The sequence below is a fragment of the Pseudomonas sp. UBA3153 genome, from assembly GCF_002364635.1.
Classification (GTDB): domain Bacteria; phylum Pseudomonadota; class Gammaproteobacteria; order Pseudomonadales; family Pseudomonadaceae; genus Pseudomonas_O; species Pseudomonas_O kuykendallii.
The window spans coordinates 609-18050 of record NZ_DEYR01000042.1; the positions used below are offsets into that span (position 1 = coordinate 609).

Annotated in this window: 21 protein-coding genes; 3 read left to right on the top strand and 18 right to left on the bottom strand. The window is 67.0% G+C overall.

All coding sequences use genetic code 11. The features are described from left to right. On the top strand, positions 1 to 1327 hold a 1327-nt coding region (locus B2X67_RS10580; RefSeq protein WP_286785471.1), incomplete at its 5' end, for a DUF3482 domain-containing protein. On the opposite strand, the gene cydX is transcribed toward B2X67_RS10580, so the two are convergent. From cydX to cydP, 5 genes are read right to left on the bottom strand one after another with little or no spacing between them, the layout of a single operon-like run. Beyond that, entirely contained in the window at positions 1324 to 1440 is a 117-nt protein-coding gene (gene cydX, locus B2X67_RS10585; protein WP_273234066.1) for a cytochrome bd-I oxidase subunit CydX, read from the bottom strand. The genes B2X67_RS10580 and cydX overlap by 4 nt on opposite strands. 31 nt (positions 1441 to 1471) lie before the next feature. Further along, the gene (locus B2X67_RS10590; protein ID WP_286785472.1) at positions 1472 to 1810 is read right to left on the bottom strand and encodes a NifB/NifX family molybdenum-iron cluster-binding protein; all 339 of its coding nucleotides are present in this window, start codon (positions 1808 to 1810) and stop codon (positions 1472 to 1474) included. 10 nt (positions 1811 to 1820) lie between these two features. After that, entirely contained in the window at positions 1821 to 2957 is a 1137-nt protein-coding gene (gene cydB, locus B2X67_RS10595) for a cytochrome d ubiquinol oxidase subunit II (RefSeq protein WP_286785473.1), read from the bottom strand. Positions 2958 to 2967: 10 nt separating this feature from the next. After that, positions 2968 to 4563: a cytochrome ubiquinol oxidase subunit I gene (locus B2X67_RS10600; RefSeq protein WP_286785474.1), complete on the bottom strand. Its 1596-nt coding sequence runs from the start codon at positions 4561 to 4563 to the stop codon at positions 2968 to 2970. Between the two features lie 2 nt (positions 4564 to 4565). After that, positions 4566 to 4769 (bottom strand): cytochrome oxidase putative small subunit CydP, encoded by a 204-nt coding sequence (gene cydP, locus B2X67_RS10605; protein ID WP_286785475.1) that lies wholly within the window; start codon positions 4767 to 4769, stop codon positions 4566 to 4568. A gap of 183 nt (positions 4770 to 4952) precedes the next feature. Here cydP and B2X67_RS10610 point away from each other — a divergent pair, with 183 nt between their 5' ends. Then, on the top strand, positions 4953 to 6272 hold the full coding sequence (locus B2X67_RS10610; protein ID WP_286785476.1) for a sigma-54 interaction domain-containing protein: 1320 nt from the start codon (positions 4953 to 4955) through the stop codon (positions 6270 to 6272). Positions 6273 to 6546: 274 nt separating this feature from the next. Here the strand turns inward: B2X67_RS10610 and B2X67_RS10615 are convergent, their stop codons facing one another. The 3 genes from B2X67_RS10615 to B2X67_RS10625 all read right to left on the bottom strand — a co-directional run bounded on the left by B2X67_RS10615 (position 6547) and on the right by B2X67_RS10625 (position 9038). Beyond that, positions 6547 to 7341 (bottom strand): thymidylate synthase, encoded by a 795-nt coding sequence (locus B2X67_RS10615; RefSeq protein ID WP_282339304.1) that lies wholly within the window; start codon positions 7339 to 7341, stop codon positions 6547 to 6549. Between the two features lie 110 nt (positions 7342 to 7451). Continuing rightward, a complete protein-coding gene (gene lgt, locus B2X67_RS10620; RefSeq protein WP_282339303.1) occupies positions 7452 to 8246 on the bottom strand; it encodes a prolipoprotein diacylglyceryl transferase in 795 nt (264 codons plus the stop codon). Between the two features lie 9 nt (positions 8247 to 8255). Then, a complete protein-coding gene (locus B2X67_RS10625) occupies positions 8256 to 9038 on the bottom strand; it encodes a sulfite exporter TauE/SafE family protein (protein ID WP_282339302.1) in 783 nt (260 codons plus the stop codon). A 159-nt stretch (positions 9039 to 9197) separates the two neighbouring features. Between B2X67_RS10625 and B2X67_RS10630 the strand changes: the two genes are divergently transcribed. Further along, positions 9198 to 9953, top strand: coding sequence for an NRDE family protein (locus tag B2X67_RS10630; protein ID WP_286785477.1), 756 nt, complete (start codon positions 9198 to 9200; stop codon positions 9951 to 9953). Positions 9954 to 9963: 10 nt separating this feature from the next. On the opposite strand, the gene B2X67_RS10635 is transcribed toward B2X67_RS10630, so the two are convergent. The 10 genes from B2X67_RS10635 to B2X67_RS10680 form a co-directional block, all read right to left on the bottom strand. Further along, on the bottom strand, positions 9964 to 10740 hold the full coding sequence (locus B2X67_RS10635; protein ID WP_090224234.1) for a ferredoxin--NADP reductase: 777 nt from the start codon (positions 10738 to 10740) through the stop codon (positions 9964 to 9966). A gap of 72 nt (positions 10741 to 10812) precedes the next feature. Further along, entirely contained in the window at positions 10813 to 11115 is a 303-nt protein-coding gene (locus B2X67_RS10640; RefSeq protein WP_286785478.1) for a DUF971 domain-containing protein, read from the bottom strand. 19 nt (positions 11116 to 11134) lie between these two features. Continuing rightward, positions 11135 to 11320, bottom strand: coding sequence for a hypothetical protein (locus tag B2X67_RS10645; protein WP_286785479.1), 186 nt, complete (start codon positions 11318 to 11320; stop codon positions 11135 to 11137). 3 nt (positions 11321 to 11323) lie between these two features. Continuing rightward, positions 11324 to 11647 (bottom strand): ferredoxin FdxA, encoded by a 324-nt coding sequence (gene fdxA / locus B2X67_RS10650; protein WP_282339297.1) that lies wholly within the window; start codon positions 11645 to 11647, stop codon positions 11324 to 11326. Between the two features lie 63 nt (positions 11648 to 11710). After that, complete coding sequence (locus tag B2X67_RS10655; protein WP_282339296.1) at positions 11711 to 12670, bottom strand: HEAT repeat domain-containing protein; 960 nt, start codon at positions 12668 to 12670, stop codon at positions 11711 to 11713. Positions 12671 to 12700: 30 nt separating this feature from the next. Then, positions 12701 to 12934, bottom strand: a complete 234-nt coding sequence (locus tag B2X67_RS10660; protein WP_282339295.1) for a 4Fe-4S dicluster domain-containing protein — start codon at positions 12932 to 12934, stop codon at positions 12701 to 12703. Positions 12935 to 13007: 73 nt separating this feature from the next. After that, a complete protein-coding gene (locus B2X67_RS10665; protein ID WP_090224245.1) occupies positions 13008 to 14741 on the bottom strand; it encodes a fumarate reductase/succinate dehydrogenase flavoprotein subunit in 1734 nt (577 codons plus the stop codon). A gap of 8 nt (positions 14742 to 14749) precedes the next feature. Then, the gene (locus B2X67_RS10670) at positions 14750 to 15496 is read right to left on the bottom strand and encodes a GntR family transcriptional regulator (protein WP_282339294.1); all 747 of its coding nucleotides are present in this window, start codon (positions 15494 to 15496) and stop codon (positions 14750 to 14752) included. A gap of 114 nt (positions 15497 to 15610) precedes the next feature. Then, positions 15611 to 16483: an ABC transporter ATP-binding protein gene (locus B2X67_RS10675; RefSeq protein ID WP_286785480.1), complete on the bottom strand. Its 873-nt coding sequence runs from the start codon at positions 16481 to 16483 to the stop codon at positions 15611 to 15613. 51 nt (positions 16484 to 16534) lie between these two features. Next, positions 16535 to 17422: an ABC transporter permease gene (locus tag B2X67_RS10680; RefSeq protein WP_376747814.1), complete on the bottom strand. Its 888-nt coding sequence runs from the start codon at positions 17420 to 17422 to the stop codon at positions 16535 to 16537. Positions 17423 to 17442: the final 20 nt, after the last annotated feature.

A 17442-nucleotide genomic window follows, 5' to 3' on the forward strand; every position in this document is an offset into this window, starting at 1 on the left:
CGGCAAGACCTCGCTGCTGCGCACCCTGACCCGCGACATCGGCTTCGGCGAGGTCTCGCACCGGCCGAGCACCACGCGCCACGTCGAGGGCGCGCGGCTGTCGGTGGACGGCGATGCGCTGCTCGAGCTGTACGACACGCCTGGCCTGGAAGATGCCATCGCCCTGCTCGATCACCTCGAGCGCAGCGAGCGGCCCGGCGAACGCCTCGACGGTCCGGCGCGGCTGGCGCGCTTTCTCGATGGCAGCGAGGCGCGCCAGCGCTTCGAGCAGGAGGCCAAGGTGCTGCGTCAACTCCTCGCCTCGGACGCCGGCCTCTACGTGATCGACGCCCGCGAACCGGTACTGGCCAAGTACCGCGACGAGCTGGCGGTGCTCGCCGGCTGCGGCAAGCCGCTGTTGCCGGTGCTCAACTTCATCGCCAGCCCGGGCACCCGCGAGGACGACTGGCGCGAGGCGCTGGCGCGGCTCGGGCTGCACGCGCTGGTGCGCTTCGACAGCGTGGCGCCGCCGCTGGATGGCGAGCGGCGCCTGTACGAAAGCCTGGCGCTGCTGCTGGAGCGCTCGCGCCCGCAGCTGGAGCGCCTGATCGCCGATCACGAGGCGCAGGCCCGGGCGCGACAGGAGGACGGCCGTCGGTTGATCGCCGAGTTGCTGGTGGATATCGCCGCCTGCCGGCGTCAGGTGGCGACGGAACCCACCGTGGCAAGGTCCGCGGTCATGGCACTGCATGAGGACGTGCGGCGCCGCGAACAACAGTGCGTCGATGCCCTGCTGCGCCTGTATGCGTTCGACGGCGGAACGGCCGACGTCACGGATTTACCCCTGCTCGACGGCCGCTGGGGTGACGACCTGTTCAATCCGGAGACGCTGAAACAGCTGAGCGTCAACCTGGGGAGTGGCGTGGCGGCCGGCGCGGCGGCTGGCGCCGGTGTCGATTTGCTGGTGGGCGGACTCACCCTGGGCGCCGCCGCCTTGGTCGGCGCCCTCGCCGGTGGCGGGGCTCAGACTGCGCGTCATTATGGCCAGCGCTTGCTGGGCAAGCTCCGCGGCGAGCGTGAACTCACCCTGGACGATGCCGTACTGCGGCTGCTGGCGTTGCGTCAGCGGCAATTGCTCGACGCCCTGGCTCGTCGCGGCCACGCCGCCCAACAGGCCATCCGCCTCGATCTGCAGCAGGACCCGGCATGGCGCCAGGGCGACCTGCCGGAACCACTGCGCAAGGCGCGGGCGCACCCCCGCTGGTCGAGCCTCAACGCCGGCGCCGCGCTGCACCAGCCCGAGCGGGCGGAGCAGGTAGCCACCCTTTCGGCGCAGCTGGCGCGCTAGTCGTCGCCCTCACGGACCACGGCGCGCGCTTCCCGGGCGTCGCCGTACAGATTGGCGAGGACCGACAGCAGCAAGGCCAGACCAAGGCCGAGAATCCAGGCGAAATACCACATGACCATTACCTCATTGGATCGACGCGTCGCCTCAGCGGCAGCCGTCGAGACAGGGGAGTGACGGCGTGCCCTCAAGGAACCGGCGCACGGCCAGCTCCGGCGACTGCTCGTCGGTGATGAATACATCGATTCCGCAGCTGGCCAACGACTTCTGCAGGGCCGGGCGCATCCCGGCCGTCACCAGTACCTTGATCCGTCCGAGCGGGTGATCGGCGCCCGGAGGGCCACGATGCAGCACTTGGTCGGCGGTCAGTTCCAAGGTGCCCATCATCGGCCCGCCCCGGTCTCCGAATAGAAAGAATCGTCGGCAACGTCCGGCATGGCCGGTCACGGTGCGCCCATCCTGGCAGCTAACGCCGATCAGTCGCATGGCAGCCTCCTCAATAGGCGCTCCTGTCGTGCTGGCGGATGAACTCCAGCGTCACCTTGCCGGCCATCACCCGGTACGCCCAGCTGGTGTACAGCACGACGAGCGGCATGAAGATCAGCGTGGCGCCCAGCATCAGGCCCAGGGTGAAGTGCGAGGACACCGCATCCCAGGCCGTCAGACCGGAAGAAGGGTCGGTGGACGACGGCAGAATGAAGGGGAACAGCGCCACCCCGGCAGTACCGATGACGCCCGTCATGGCCAGCGCCGAGGCCACGAAGGCCAGGCCCGGGCGATTCAGCAAGGCCATGGCGAACCCCAGCGCCAACGCCCCTATCCCCAACCCCGGTACGCTCCAGAGCAACGGTGCCTGGCGGAAGTTGTTAAGCCAGGCACCCGGAACCAGCGCCACTGTTTTCGCCAGCGGATCGGGCAGCGCGTTGGGGGATGCGGCGATGGTGATGACATGCCCTGGCAACAGCTGAACCCAAATCCCCCCAGCGACGAAGCACACCAGTGCCAACCCCGCAAAGCCCATGGCGGCGCGACGGGCACGCTGATAAACCGCGCCCTCGCTGCGCAGCATCAGGTAATGGCCGCCGTGGGCAGTGATCATCGCCGTGCTCAGCAGGCCGCATAGCAGCGCGAAGGGATTGAGCAGGGCCCAGAACGTACCGGTATAGGTGGAGCGCAGGTTGTCGTCGAAGTGAAAGGGCACTCCCTGAAGCAGGTTGCCGAAGGCCACACCGAAGATCAGAGGAGGCACCGCACCGCCAATGAACAGCCCCCAGTCCCAAGTGCTGCGCCAGCGCGGATCGCTGATTTTCGAGCGGTAGTCGAAGCCTACCGGGCGAAAGAACAGCGACCACAGCACCGCCAGCATGGCCCAGTAAAAGCCCGAGAAGGCCGTGGCGTACACCAATGGCCAGGCGGCGAAGATTGCCCCGCCGGCGGTGATAAACCACACCTGATTGCCGTCCCAGTGCGGACCCACGGTGTTGATCACCACGCGTCGCTCCGGGTCGCTGCGGCCGACGAAGGGAAGCAACGTGCCGACCCCCATGTCGTGGCCATCCATGATGACGAAGCCCACCAGCAGTACCCCTACCAGCACCCACCAGATGAGTTTCAAGGTCATGTAGTCGAGCATGGCGTTGTCCTCAAATATCCACGGGACGGGCAAGCGCACCGGACGGCGCCGCAGAGGCGCCGTATCGCCCGCTGCCGAGACACGCAGGGCCGAGGCGGGCGAACTTGATCATCAGGTACATCTCCACCCCCAGCAGCAGCGTGTAGAAACCGACAAAGCCGCCCAGCGAGCCATACAGGCTGGCCGGCGTCAGGCTGGACACCGACAGGTGCGTCGGCAGTACCCCGTAGATGGTCCAGGGCTGTCTGCCATATTCGGCGACGAACCAGCCCAGCTCGCAGGCCAGCCAGGGCGTGGGCAGGAACCACAGCGCCCAGCGCAGCAGCCACGTCTTCTGCATGAAGCTGTTCTTCAGGCTGAAGTAGAGCGCCAGGCCGAACAGGGCGAAGAAGGCGAAGCCCAGCAGCACCATCAGGCGAAAGCTCCAGAACATTGGCGCTACTTTCGGGATGGTGTCGCGAGCGGCCTGGGCAATCAGATCGGGGGTCACCTGGCTGTAGTCGCTGGTATAGCGCTGCAGCAGGAGGCCAAAGCCGAGATCGGCCTTGTGCGCCTCGAACGGTATCCGTGCCTGGGCCTTGGCCTGTTCGCTGGCCTCACGACTTCGCAATACCGCCAAGGCCTGCACGGCGACGGCGCCCGAAGCGATACGTTCGCGGTTTTGCGCCTCGATCTCGCGGATACCGGGGATTTCCTGGCTCAGCGAGCGGGTGCCGATCAGCCCCATCACCCAGGGAATCTCCAGTGCGTAGCGGTTCTGCCGCGCCTGGTCGTCGGGCAGGGCAAACAATGTGAAGGGCGCCGGCGCCGGGAGGGTCTGCCACATGCCTTCCATGGCGGCGAGCTTGGTCTGTTGCGAAGCGGTGACCGTGTAGCCCGACTCGTCGCCCAGGACGATGACCGAGCAGGCAGAGGCGAAGCCGAACGCCGCGGCCACCCGGAACGAGCGACGGGCAAAGTCGAGGTCGCGCCCCTTGAGCAGGTAGTAACTGGATATCGCCAGGACGAACACCGAGGCGGTGACGTAGCCCGCCGACACGGTATGCACGAACTTCGCCTGCGCGGTGGGGTTGAACACCACGGCCCAGAAGTCCACCAGCTCCATGCGCATGGTCACATCGCTGAACACCGAGCCCACCGGGTCCTGCATCCAGCCGTTGGCGATGAGAATCCACAAGGCCGAGAGGTTCGAGCCCAACGCCATTAGGAAGGTCACCAACAAGTGCTTGCCGCGTGACAGGCGATCCCAGCCGAAAAAGAACAAGCCGATGAAGGTCGATTCCAGGAAGAACGCCATCAGCCCTTCGATGGCCAGCGGTGCGCCAAAGATGTCGCCGACGTAGTGAGAGTAGTAAGCCCAATTGGTACCGAACTGAAACTCCATGGTGATGCCGGTGGTCACTCCCAGCGCAAAGTTGATACCGAACAGCTTGCCCCAGAACTGCGTCATGTCCTTGTAGACCTGGCGCCCGGTAAGCACGTAACAGGCCTCCATGATCACCAGAATGAACGCCAAACCCAGGGTCAGTGGAACAAATAGAAAGTGGTACATGGCCGTAACGGCGAATTGCAGCCGCGAGAGGTCCACCAGTTCATCGGTGAGCATGGTCAGGGGTTCCTCGGAGGGTGTGAGGCGACGGAAGAGGAAGCAGAAACCCTGCTGAGCAGCCCCTCGGCGAGCGCTTCGCCCTTGATCCGAGGCTGGTGTGAAAAGCACGCCCACCAGATCAGGCCGAGCAGTACCAGCTTGAGCAGCACGATCAGGAACAACTCACGAGCCAACGGCGGCGTGGATGGAAGGTCTACGTTCATCTCGGCTCCAGGGTCCTGCTTCCCCCAGGACGCAGTACAAGAGCCGTGCCATCGGCATCACCGCCTTGCCAGGGCGCGAATTCCGGGCATTTGGGGCCGGACGCGGGAGGCGGCCACCTGCCCTTGCGACAGCCGCTCGCCAGATATGGCAAACTGCTTTGACATATCTGTCAAAGGTGTCCCATGGACTCCTATTCGCTGCCGGAACTGGTCTCTTTCCTCGACGGCCTGCCCGAACCCCGCATCGTCATGGATGGCGAATTCCGCATCGTCGGCGCCAACCGCGCATACATCCAAGAGTTCGGCTCCGCCAGCAGCCCACTGGGGCGCACCTGCTATGCCGTGTCACACCACTATGACGTGCCCTGTGATCAGGCCGGGGAAGCCTGCCCGCTGAGCCGCTGCCAGGAGAGCGGCACCGCCCAGCGCGTCCTGCATCTGCACCACACGGCCCGCGGTGAGGAGCACGTCGACGTCGAGTTGAGTCCGATCCGCGACGAGGATGGGCGCATCAGCTACTTCGTGGAGACCCTGCGCATGGTGCGCCAGGCCAGCAGCCAGACCGCCGCCCGTGGCCTGGTGGGGCGCTCGCCGGCGTTCGTGAGGATGCTGGAGCGCATGTTGCGTGTCGCCAGCGCCAGCACCTCGGTCCTGCTGCTGGGGGAAACCGGGACCGGCAAGGAGCTGGTGGCGCGCGCGCTTCACGAGGCCAGCGACCGCCGCGACAGCCCCTTCGTCGTCGTCGATTGCGCAGGGCTGACCGAAACCCTGTTCGAGAGCGAACTGTTCGGCTATGAAAAGGGCGCCTTCACCGGCGCCACCCATCGCAAACTGGGCCTGGTGGAAGCGGCTGCCGGCGGCACGTTGTTTCTCGATGAAATCGGCGAGCTCCCCCTGACCCTGCAGGTGAAGCTGCTGCGCCTGCTGGAAAGCGGCACCTTTCGCCGGGTCGGCGGACTGGATAGCCGTCCCGCCGACTTCCGCCTGATCGCGGCGACCCACCGCGACCTGCGCGCCATGGTGGAGGCCGAAACCTTCCGACGTGACCTCTACTTTCGCCTCAACACCTTCCCGATCCATACCCCCGCCCTGCACGAAAGGGCCGAGGACATCCCGCTACTGGCCAGCTCGCTGCTCAGTCGGGTCGACCGCCGCCCGGGACGCCCTTTCACCGCGCAAGCCATGGCCTGGCTCAGCGCGCGTCGCTACAGCGGCAACATCCGCGAGCTGCGCAACCTCATCGAACGCGCTACCCTGATGGCCGACGGCGAGAGCATCACGCTCGCGGACCTGCTGGACGGCGACGAACCGGCACTCACCGGGCCCGCCACCCGAGGCTTTACCCTGAACGAGGCGGTGGACCTGGACACGCTGGAACAGCGTTATCTGAGCTGGCTGCTCGCGCAGTTCAACGGCGACCTTGGCGCCATGGCGAAAACCCTGGGAGTCAGCGTCCGCACCCTCTACCGCAAACTTCCCGCCGGCGCCCTGACCCCTCGCTGAGTACCCGAGGCCCACGAAGGCGGCATAGCCTGCCCGCAAATCGGCACGAACAGCGGCTCGCAGCGATCGGCAACAGCCAAGGATGCACGGCGGGCGATTGGGGCGGGGAAAGCAAACAGGACGGTGGAAAGCAAAAGGCGATGCGAAAGCGCACGACGTGTCGAGCGCGTTGCGGTGGGAATCGGAGCCGATCCCCGGTTTACCTGCCGGGCTGCGCCAGGCTAGGCCCCCGCCCACCGCAGCCTGCGGTTGAGCGCCGCGACAACCGGGACGCTCAGACCGCGACGGGCGCCTTGATGTGGGGATACGCCTCGTAGTTCTGCAACTCGAAGTCCTCGAAGCGGAAGGCGAACAGGTCCTTCACCTCGGGGTTGAGCTTCATCGTCGGCAGCGCCAGCGGCTCGCGGGCGAGCTGCAAGTCGGCCTGTTCGAGGTGGTTGGCGTAGAGGTGGCAGTCGCCGCCGGTCCAGACGAAATCGCCCGGCTGCAACCCGGCGACCTGCGCCAGCATCAGCGTCAGCAGCGCGTAGCTGGCGATGTTGAATGGCACGCCGAGGAAGATGTCGGCCGAACGCTGGTAGAGCTGGCAGCTGAGCTTGCCGTCGGCGACGTAGAACTGGAACAGCGCGTGGCACGGCGGCAGCGCCATCTGGTCGACCAGCGCCGGGTTCCAGGCGGAGACGATCAGCCGGCGCGAATCCGGGTTGCTCTTGAGCATCGCCACCAGCTTGGCGATCTGGTCGATCGCCTCGCCATTGGGTGCCGGCCAGTTGCGCCACTGGTAGCCGTAGACCGGGCCGAGATCGCCGTTCTCGTCGGCCCACTCGTCCCAGATGCGCACGCCGTTTTCCTTCAGGTAACGGATGTTGGTGTCGCCCTGCAGAAACCACAGCAGCTCGTGGATGATCGACTTCAGGTGGCACTTCTTGGTGGTTACCAGCGGGAAGCCGGCGCCCAGGTCGAAGCGCATCTGATAGCCGAACACGCTGTAGGTGCCGGTACCGGTGCGATCGCTCTTGAAGGTGCCGTGGTCGCGCACGTGGCGCATCAGGTCGAGGTACTGTTTCATCGCGGAGCTCGTGCGGGCCGGTCATGCCGGCGCGGATGGATGCAGCATGGTAAGAGCCGGGCGGGCTCGCCTCAAGTGGATAGCGACCGATGCCCGCCGGCGCGGATGGATCAGGCCGGCTGCGGCTGCCGGCGATAGGCCCAGACCATCAGGCCGAGACCGCCGAGGATCATCGGCATGCACAGCACCTGGCCCATGGTCAGCCAGCCGAAGGCCAGGTAGCCGAGCTGGGCGTCCGGTACGCGGACGAATTCGACGATGAAGCGGAAGATCCCGTAGCACAGCGCGAACAGCCCGGAGACCGCCATGGTCGGCCGCGGCTTGCGCGAGTAGACCCAGAGGATCAGGAACAGCGCCACGCCCTCGAGGGCGAACTGGTAGAGCTGCGAGGGGTGCCGCGGCAGTTGTGCCGGGTCGGTGGGGAAGATCATCGCCCAGGGCACGTCGCTGGCCTTGCCCCACAGCTCGGCGTTGATGAAGTTGCCGATGCGCCCGGCCCCCAGGCCGATCGGCACGAAGGGCGCGATGAAATCCATCAGCTCGAAGAAGCTCTTGCCGTTGCGCTTGCCGAACCACCAGGTCGCCAGCATCACGCCGAGCAGGCCGCCGTGGAACGACATGCCGCCCTTCCACACCTCGAAGATCAGCAGCGGGTTGGCCATGTAGGCGGCCAGGTCGTAGAACAGCACGTAGCCGAGGCGGCCGCCGAGGATCACGCCCATGGCCGTCCAGAACACCAGGTCGGAGAGCTTCTCGTTGTTCCAGCTCGGTTCGAAGCGGCTCAGCCGGCGCGACGCCAGCCACCAGGCGCTGCCGATGCCGATCAGGTACATCAGGCCGTACCAGTGGATTTTCAGCGGACCGATGGCCAGCGCCACCGGGTCGATTTGCGGGTAAGGCAGCATTGCGACTCCTTAGATCAGGAAACTCAGCCCGACGCTGAACAGCAGCAGGGCAAACAGGCGCTTGAGCACTTTCGGCGACAGCCGGTGCGCCAGCCGCGCGCCGAAGCGGGCGAAGAACATGCTGGCGACGGCGATGCCGAGCAGCGCCGGCAGGTAGACGAAACCGAAACTGTATTCCGGCAGCTGCGCATTGCCCCAGCCGACCAAGATGAACGAGGCCGCGCCGGACAGCGCGATCGGCAGCCCGCAGGCCGACGAGGTGGCCACTGCCTGCTGCATCGGCACGCTGCGCCAGGACAGGAAGGGCACGGTCAGCGAGCCGCCGCCGATGCCGAAGATCGCCGAGGCCCAGCCGATCACCACGCCGGCGACCGTCAGCCCGGGCTTCCCGGGCAGGTCCTTGCTGGCCTTGGGACGAATGTCCAAGGCCATCTGGATCGACACCAGCACGGCGAAGCTGCCGATGATCTTCTGCAGGATCGGGCCGTGGATGTGCGCCGCGGTCAAGGCGCCGAGGCCGCTGCCGACGACGATGCCGACGGTCATCCAGACGAACACCGGCCAGCGCACCGCGCCGCGCTTGTGGTGCTCGCGGATCGCGTTGATCGAGGTGAAACAGATGGTCGCCAGCGAGGTGCCGACCGCCATCTGGGTCAGCACTTCGACGGGGAAGCCGTGGGCGGTGAAGCTGTAGACCAGCACCGGCACAATGATCAGGCCGCCCCCGACGCCGAACAGCCCGGCAAGCACGCCGGCGCAGGCGCCCAGCACGAGGTAGAGGAGGAATTCCATCGAGGTCTCCGAAAACGAACCGGCATGGTAGCGGAAGCCCCGCCGCCACTCCACCGGCGAGGTTGGCAGCGCCGCGGGGCTTTCCGTAGAGTGGGGGAAACAAGGAGAACAACGGATGAACGCTTTCTACCGTCGACCCGGCAGCGGGAGCGGTGCGCCATGTGCCTGATCGTTTTCGCCTGGCGGCCGGGCCACGAACTGCCGCTGATCGTCGCCGCCAACCGCGACGAGTTCTACAGGCGCCCGACCCAGGCCCTGGGCGAATGGGCGGATTGCCCGGGCGTGTTCGCCGGGCGCGACCTGCAGGCCGGCGGCACCTGGCTCGGTGTCGGCCCGGGCAACCGCTTCGCCGCGCTGACCAACATCCGTGATCCGCGGCAGGCCCTAGGCGACCGTTCGCGCGGCGAGCTGGTCGCCGATTTCCTGCGCGGCAGCCTGGACGCCGAACGCTATCTGGAACGGCTGCGCGAGCGAATCGCCGACTACGCCGGCTTCAACCTGCTGCTCGGCGACGGCGCGCAGCTGTGGCACCTCAACTCCCGCGCCGGGCGGATAGGGCGGCTGCCGGCGGGCGTCTACGGCCTGTCCAACGCCGACCTCGATACCCCCTGGCCGAAGCTGCAGCGCACCCGCTCGGGCCTTGCAGAACGGCTGGAAGACCCCACCCCGACGGCGCTGCTGGAACTGCTTCAGGATGCCGCTCCCGCGGCCGACGAGGCCCTGCCGGACACCGGCGTCGGCCTCGCCACGGAGCGCCTGCTGTCGAGCCCGTTCATCGCCAGCGCGACCTACGGCACCCGCGCCAGCACGGTGCTGATCGCCGACGCCCAGGGCCGCCGCGAACTCGTCGAGCGTCGCTTCGGCGAAGGCGGCCGCGCCCTCGGCGAAACCCGACTCGAGCTGCCCGCCGCCTGAGCGTCCCAGCTCACTTCTCGACGAACGCCCGCTCGATCACGTAGTCGCCCGGTTCGCCCTGCTGTGGCGAGGCCTCGAAACCGCGCGCATCGAGCATCCGCGTCAGCTCGTCAAGCATCGCCGGGCTGCCGCAGAGCATCACCCGGTCGCTCTGCGGGTTGAGCGGCGGCAAGCCGATGTCGTCGCAGAGCTTGCCGTTGTCGATCAGCGTGGTGATGCGGCCCTGGTTGCGGAACGCCTCGCGGGTCACCGTCGGGTAGTAGACCAGCTTGGCGCGGACCTCCTCGCCGAGGAATTCGTGCTCGGGCAGTTCGTGGCTGATGTAGTCGTGGTAGGCCAGTTCGCTGATCGTGCGCACGCTGTGCACCAGCACGATCCGCTCGAAACGCTCGTAGGCCTCGGGGTCGCGGATGATGCTCATGAACGGCGCCAACCCGGTGCCGCTGCCGAACAGGAACAGGTTCCGGCCGGGGCGCAGGTCGTGCATCACCAGGGTGCCGACCGGCTTGCGACTGATGAAGATCGGATCGCCTTCCTTGAGGTGCTGCAGACGCGAGGTCAGCGGACCGTCCGGCACCTTGATGCTGAGGAACTCCAGGTGCTCGTCGTGGTTGGCGCTGACGATGCTGTAGGCGCGCATCAGCGGGCGCCCTTCGACGCCCAGGCCGATCATCACGAAATGGCCGTTCTCGAAGCGCAGCGCGGGGTCGCGGGTGGTCTTGAAGCTGAACAGGGAGTCGTTCCAGTGATGGACGCTGAGAACGCTTTCGGTACCGATGGCTGCCATGCAGGCTCTCCGGAGTGCATCGCCCGCAGGCGGTTGGGTGAATGAAACGAGGCGTTTCGGGTGAGACGGATCTCAGGCGCCCTCGCTCAGCTCGCGCAGGTAGTGCCACGGGTAGACGCCGCGCGAGTGGCCGTCGCTGAAGTGCAGTTGCAGGCCGCTGACGCCGAACAGTTCGACGCGCTCCAGGCCGAGACCGGCATCCAGCAGGCGCAGCTGCTCGCCGCGGCGCGCCTGGGTGCAGCTTGAGCAGGCGCAACAGCGGCGCAGCATCAGGCAGCTCAAGCGGCTGACCGCGCCGTCCGGCCAGGTCAGTTGCAGGTGGCGCTCGCGGCGGTTGAGGCGCACTTCCAGCGGCGCGGCGATCTGTGCGGACATGGGTATTCCTCCCGCGGCGCTACAGCCGCGCATAGTGAACGGGGGCCAGGGCCTGCCAGTCGGACAGGATCAGCGCGGCGACTTCGGGCGGACGCAGGACCGCCGCGTCGATATCCAGCGGGCGGGCGCTGCCCTGGGTGGCGGCGCCGATGAGCACCAGCAGCAGAAGCGCACGCCGGCAACGGCGCAGGGCGAATGCGGACACGGCCTAGCGCTCCAGGTACTGCAGCTTGTCGCCACGGTCGACCCAGTCCTCGGCCTCGCCGAGCGGCGACTTTGAGGCGGCGATCACCGGCCAGACCTCGGCCAGTTCGACGTTGAGCTGGAGGAAATGCGCCTGCCCGGTCGGCAGCGCGTTGTCGGCGAAGATCGCGTCGGCCGGACACTCCGGCGCGCACAGCGAACAGTCGATGCAGGTTTCCGGGTTGATCACGAGGAAGTTCGGCCCCTCGTGAAAGCAGTCCGCCGGGCACACTTCGACGCAGTCGGTGTATTTGCAGCGGATGCAGTTTTCCGTCACCACGTAGGTCATGGCGTGTTTCTCCAGCAGGAAGGTCGAGCCACGCGGCGCCGGGTGCGCCGCGGGAGACGGGGTTCAGGCCGCGGCGTCGAGCTTGGACATGGCCCAGCGCGCCAGTTTGCGAACGTCCGGGTCGGCGTCGTCCATCGCCGCCTCCACGTAGGGCCGCCCGTCCGCGTGGGCAATCGTGCCCAGCGCGCCGATGGCGGCCTTGCGCAGGTTCGGCATCGGGTCATGGCTGCACGCGCCGATGGCGGGAATCGCCGGCACGGCCGCCAGCTTGCCGAGGCTGTCGACGGCTTTCTCGCGCACCTGCCAGAACTCATCCTCGGTCGCCTTGACCAGGGCGGGAACACCGTCCCGGTAGTTCAGCTTGCCGATGCTCACCGCCGCCTCGATGCGCACCTGCCAGTGCTCGTCGCGCAGGATCTGGATGAGCATCGGCCCGACCTGCCCGGCTTCGGCATACACCAGCGCACCGGCGGCGGCGCGACGCACCTCCGGGTCGGCATCGGCGTGGGCGCGCTCCATCAGCGCGGGCAGGTTCTGCAACTGGCGCAGCCAGCCGAGCACCGCCACCGCCTCGCGGCGCACCTGCGGGTCGGCATGGCCCAGGCACTCCAGCGCCGGGCCCTGGCTACGGGGGTCGCGCAAGGCCTTAAGCGCCCGCAGGATGCCGGCGGTCACGAACGGCGCGCTGCTCGCGCTGAGTGCCGCGAGCAGCGGCGTGGCGGCCGCCGGGTCCTTGAGATCGGAGAGTGCATGGGCCGCGGCATTGCGCACCACTTCGTCGTCGTCACCCAGCGCGGCGAGCAGCGCGTCGGCGATCTCGGCGGCGTCGAACTCGTCGACCACCTTTGCCGCCTCCTGACGAACCGTTGGGTCGGGGTCCTTCAGCGCCAGAATCAGCAACTCGGCCGCTTCGGGTTCGCCGCTGTCGACCAGATCGAGCACCGCGACCCGGCGAATCTCCGGATCGTCGGAGGCCAGCTCGCCGGCCAGGCGCTGCAGTTCGGGATCGTCATATTGCTTCATAAGGTTCTCCGGCATGCGCGGCTGCGCTGATCAGCTCAGCAGGTAGGGAATGTTCACTTTCACGGCGTCCGTCGGGCAGTCGGCCTCGCACGGCATGCAGTACCAGCACTCGTCGTACTTCATGTGCGCCTTGCCGGTCTCTTCGTTGATCCACAGGACGTCCAGGGGGCAGACCTCGATGCAGACGCGGCAGCCCTTGTCGGCGATGCACTTGTCTTCGTCGACGATCACCGGGACGCTGGATGTATGGTTGGCCAATGGCATGAAACTCTCCTCGCACTCGGGCAATGGTTCTGTCGCGCGGGAACGGCACGGCCCGTTCCCGCGTCATGGATGGTCAGCCGTTGGCGGCTTTCTTGACCCGCAAGCGGTTGTAGGCGTCCTTTTCCTCGCCCAGCTCGACCACGTAGTCGGCGATCGGGCGCTTGCCGTGGGCCATGTTGCCGTTGGCGTCCTTGAACAGGCGGCTGTGGTAGAACCACTCGGCGTTGTCCTGCTCGGGGAAGTCGACCCGGTAGTGATAGAGGCCCCAGCGCGATTCCGTGCGGTACAGGGAGGCGCGGGCGGCCATCTCGGCGCAGTCGATGATCGACTGGACCTCCAGCGCGCGCAGCAGCTCGTGCGGGTCGCGGGCAACCAGCTTGTCCACGTCCTCGCGCACGGCGAGGATTCGCTCCAGGCCGATCTCCATCTTGCGGGTGACCTTGGGCGGCTGCAGGTAGTCGTTCACCAGGCGGCGGACCTTGTATTCCATCTGCTCGGGCGGGATGCCATCGGTGCGCGCCAGCGGTGCGCGAATCCGCGCCAGCTCGGCGGCGATGTAGGCTTCGTCCAGCTGCGGTTCGGCGCGGTCCCTGGCGAAGGCCGCCGCGTTCTCGCCGCAGATCTGCCCGTAGACGAACGCCCCGAGCATGTAGCTGTGCGCCACCGAGGCCATGTCGCCGGCGCCGTAGAGGCCCGGCACGGTGGTCGCGCCGGTTTCGTCGGTCCACACGCCCGAGGCGGAATGCCCGCTGCAGAAGCCGACCTCGGAGATGTGCATCTCCACCATCTTCTGCCGGTAGTTGGTCTGCCGGCCGTCATGGAAACGCCCGCGGCTGGGGCGCTCGTTGGTGTGCAGCACCGTCTCGATTTCCTGGATGGTTTCCTCGGCGAGGTGGTCGAGCTTGAGGAACACCGGGCCGCTGCCCGATTCCAGCTCCTTGAAGAACTCCAGCATCATCTGCCCGGACCAGTAGTCGCACTCGATGAAGCGCTCGCCCGCCGCGTTCGTCGTGTAGCCGCCGAGCGGACCGGTGACGTAGGCGCAGGCCGGGCCGTTGTAGTCCTTGATCAACGGGTTGATCTGGAAGCACTCGAGGTTCGCCAGGTCCGCCCCAACGTGATAGGCCATCGCATGGCCGTCGCCTGAGTTGGCCGGGTTCTCGTAGGTGCCGAACAGGTAGCCCGAGGTCGGCAGGCCGATGCGTCCGGCGGCGCCGGTGGCCATGATCACCGCCTTGGCGCGGATGATGATCGGCTCGCCGGTGCGGGTGTTCACCCCGACCATGCCGGCGATCCGGCCTTCGGCGTCCTTCAGCAGGCGCGTCGCCTGGTAGCGGTTCTCGATTTCCACGCGTACCCGGCGCAGGCGGCGGTAGAGGATCTTCTTGACGTTGTGGCCCTCCGGCATCGGCAGCACGTAGGTGCCGAGGTGGTGGACCTTCTTCATGTCGTAGTCGCCGGTCTCGTCCTTCTGGAAGTGAACGCCCCAGGAGTCGAGCTTCTCGATCATCGGGAACGAGCGCTGCGCGTAGGCCATGATCGCCGGCTGGTGGACGATGCCGTCGTTGGCGATGGTGATTTCGCGCACATACTGCTCGGGCGTCGCGTGGCCGGGCACCACGGCGTTGTTGAGCCCGTCCATGCCCATGGAAATCGCTCCGGAGCGCTTCACGTTGGCCTTTTCCAGGAGGATCACCCTGAGGTTCGGGTCCTGCTCCTTGACGGTCACCGCGGCCATCGGGCCGGCCGTGCCGCCACCGATCACCAGCACGTCGGTGTCGATCACCGGGATGTCTTGAATCTGCATGCTGCCTCCTATTTCCGCTCGACGCGGAACTGGTACTTGAAGGAATCGCCGCGAAAGCGGAGGTATTCGAAATCGATCGGTCGGCCATTGCGGTCGTGGGTGAGGCGCTCGACGCGCAGGATCGGCTCATCGGCGCCCAGGTTCAGGTGGTGCTGCGCGGCTTCGTCGCAACGCACCGACTCCAGGCCGATGTCCGCCGCGCCCAGCGCGATGCCGAGGCGGTTCTCCAGCAGCGGGAAGATGTCGCCGGACAGGTCGAGGCCGAACAGCCGGCGACCGATGACGAGCGGGAAGTAGCTGCTCTCGACGCACACCGCCTGCTGGTTGAGGTAGCGCACGCGGGTCACCTCGATCACCTCCTCGCCCGTGGCCAGGCCCAGCGCCTCGCTCACCGCGCGCGGCGGCCGGCGTTCCTGGAAGCCGAGCAGGCGCGCACTCGCCGCGTAGCCCTGCGCCGCCATCGCTTCGCCGAAGCCCTGCAGGCGCTGGATGTTCTGCACCGCCTTCGGCCGGCTGACGTAGGTGCCTTTGCCCTGGGCGCTGAACACCAGGCCTTCGCTGTGCAGGTCGCTGAGCGCCTGGCGAACGGTGATGCGGCTGACGCCGAAGGCGCCCATCAGGCTCTTTTCCGAGGGCAGTTGCTGATGCGTGGCGTAACCGCCCTCGAGAATCTGCCGGCGCAGTTGATCGCGAATCTGCGCATACAACGGCTGCGGCGAATCACTCGGGTTGAGGGTCGCTACGGCAAGGTTCATATCGGCTCCTCCCTACTTGTTATGACAAGTTATAAACTAGCGAATGGATTGTCAATGTCCGATCCGCCCTCGATGAACCGCCCGTCGCCAGCACCGTCAGGCGCCCGCGGAAATTCAGCGGCTGGCGTTCTGTTGCTCGAAGGCGCGCAGGGTTTCCTGGCGGATCAGCGCCAGGCATTCACGCTTCAGCGCGATGAATGCCGGCTCGGTGAGCAGCTCCTGATTGCGCGGTCGCGGCAGCCTGACCGGGATGTCCGCGATGATCCGCCCCGGACTCGCGCTCATCACCACGATGCGGTCGGAGAGGAACACCGCCTCGTCGATGTCGTGGGTGACGAACAGCACGGTGTTATGGAACTCCCGCCAGATATCCAGCAGGTTCTCCTGCATCATGATCCGCGTCTGCGCGTCCAGCGCGCCGAACGGCTCGTCCATCAGCAGCACGCTGGGATAGTTGGCCAGCGCGCGGGCGATGCCGACGCGCTGCTGCATGCCGCCGGACAGGGTCTCGGGAAAGGCATCCTCGTAGGCCGAGAGGCCGACCAGCCCGAGGAAGGTGCGCCCCACCTGATCCGCCTCGAACTTGCCGACACCCGCCATCAGCGGCCCGAAGGCGACGTTCTCCTTGACCGTCTTCCAGGGGAACAGAGAATGCTGCTGGAACACCATGCCGCGCTCGGGCCCGGGGCCCTTCACCCGCTGGCCGTCGACGCGCAACTCGCCAGCGCAGGGTTCGACGAAGCCGGCGACCGCATTGAGCAGGGTCGACTTGCCGCAGCCGGACGGTCCCAGCAGGCAGACGAACTCGCCTGGGCGAATCTCCAGGTTGGCGTCCTGCACCGCCACGCGGCGCCCGGCATCGCTGCCGAACTCCACCTGCACGTTGCGAACGCTGATGTGGCCCTTGCGACTGCTGCCTTCCTGGCTGCGCGCCAAGCGACTGTGGTCGAGCACGGCGAGACGGTTGAGCTGGGTGGCGCTGTTCATGTCCTGATCCTCCACGGGCGACGGGGCGGGGCTTGCCGAAGGTGCGTCCACTCAGTGCCCTCCACGCTTCTGCCAGCGCAGCAGCGGCGAGCAGGCCAGCCGCACGAGCAGCGTGCAGAGCGTGCCGAGGCCGCCGATGGCGAGCATGCCGATGATGATCTTGGGGTACTCGATGAGGGTGTAGGAGGCCCAGGTGAAGTAGCCGATGCCGTACTGCCCGCTGATGATTTCCCCCGCCAGCAGCGAGAACCAGGCGACGCCCATGCCCACCGCCAGGCCGGTGACGATGCTCGGCATGGCGCCGGGAATCACCACATGCCAGAGGATCGCCGTGCGACTGGCGCCGAGGCTGCGCGCGGCGCGCACCAGCAGCTTGGAACTCTGCTCGACGCCCTGGCAGGTGTTCAGCACCACCGGGAACAACGCGCCGAGGAAGGTGATGAAGATGATGCTCGACTCCTCGCTGGGCATCATCAGGATCGCCAGCGGAATCCACGCCACCGCCGGAATCGGCCGGAGCAGCTCGATGTACGGCAGGATGATGTCCTCGGCCAGCGGCGAACGGCCCATGGCGATGCCGAGGGAAACGCCGAGCACCGCCGCCAGGGCAAAGGCGATACCGATACGCTGCAGGCTATGCAGGATGTGCAGGTAGAACTCGCCGCTGGACAGTTCCACCAGCAGCGCCTGCCAGACCGCGACCGGGGTCGGCACGTTGTCGAACTTGACGAACAGCTCGAAGCCGGTGCTCGACGCCAACTGCCAGAGCAGCAGCGCCACCAGCAGCGCCAGGCTGCGCACCAGGTAACGCCGGACCCGCAACGGCACCTTGCGTTGCGGGGCGCTGGCGACCGGCAGCACAGCGGCCGGCGGCACCTCGTGAACGGGAACACTCGGCGCCTCCACCGGCTTGAAGACGGGACTGGGTTTCACACTCATCACACACCTCGCGGCTACAC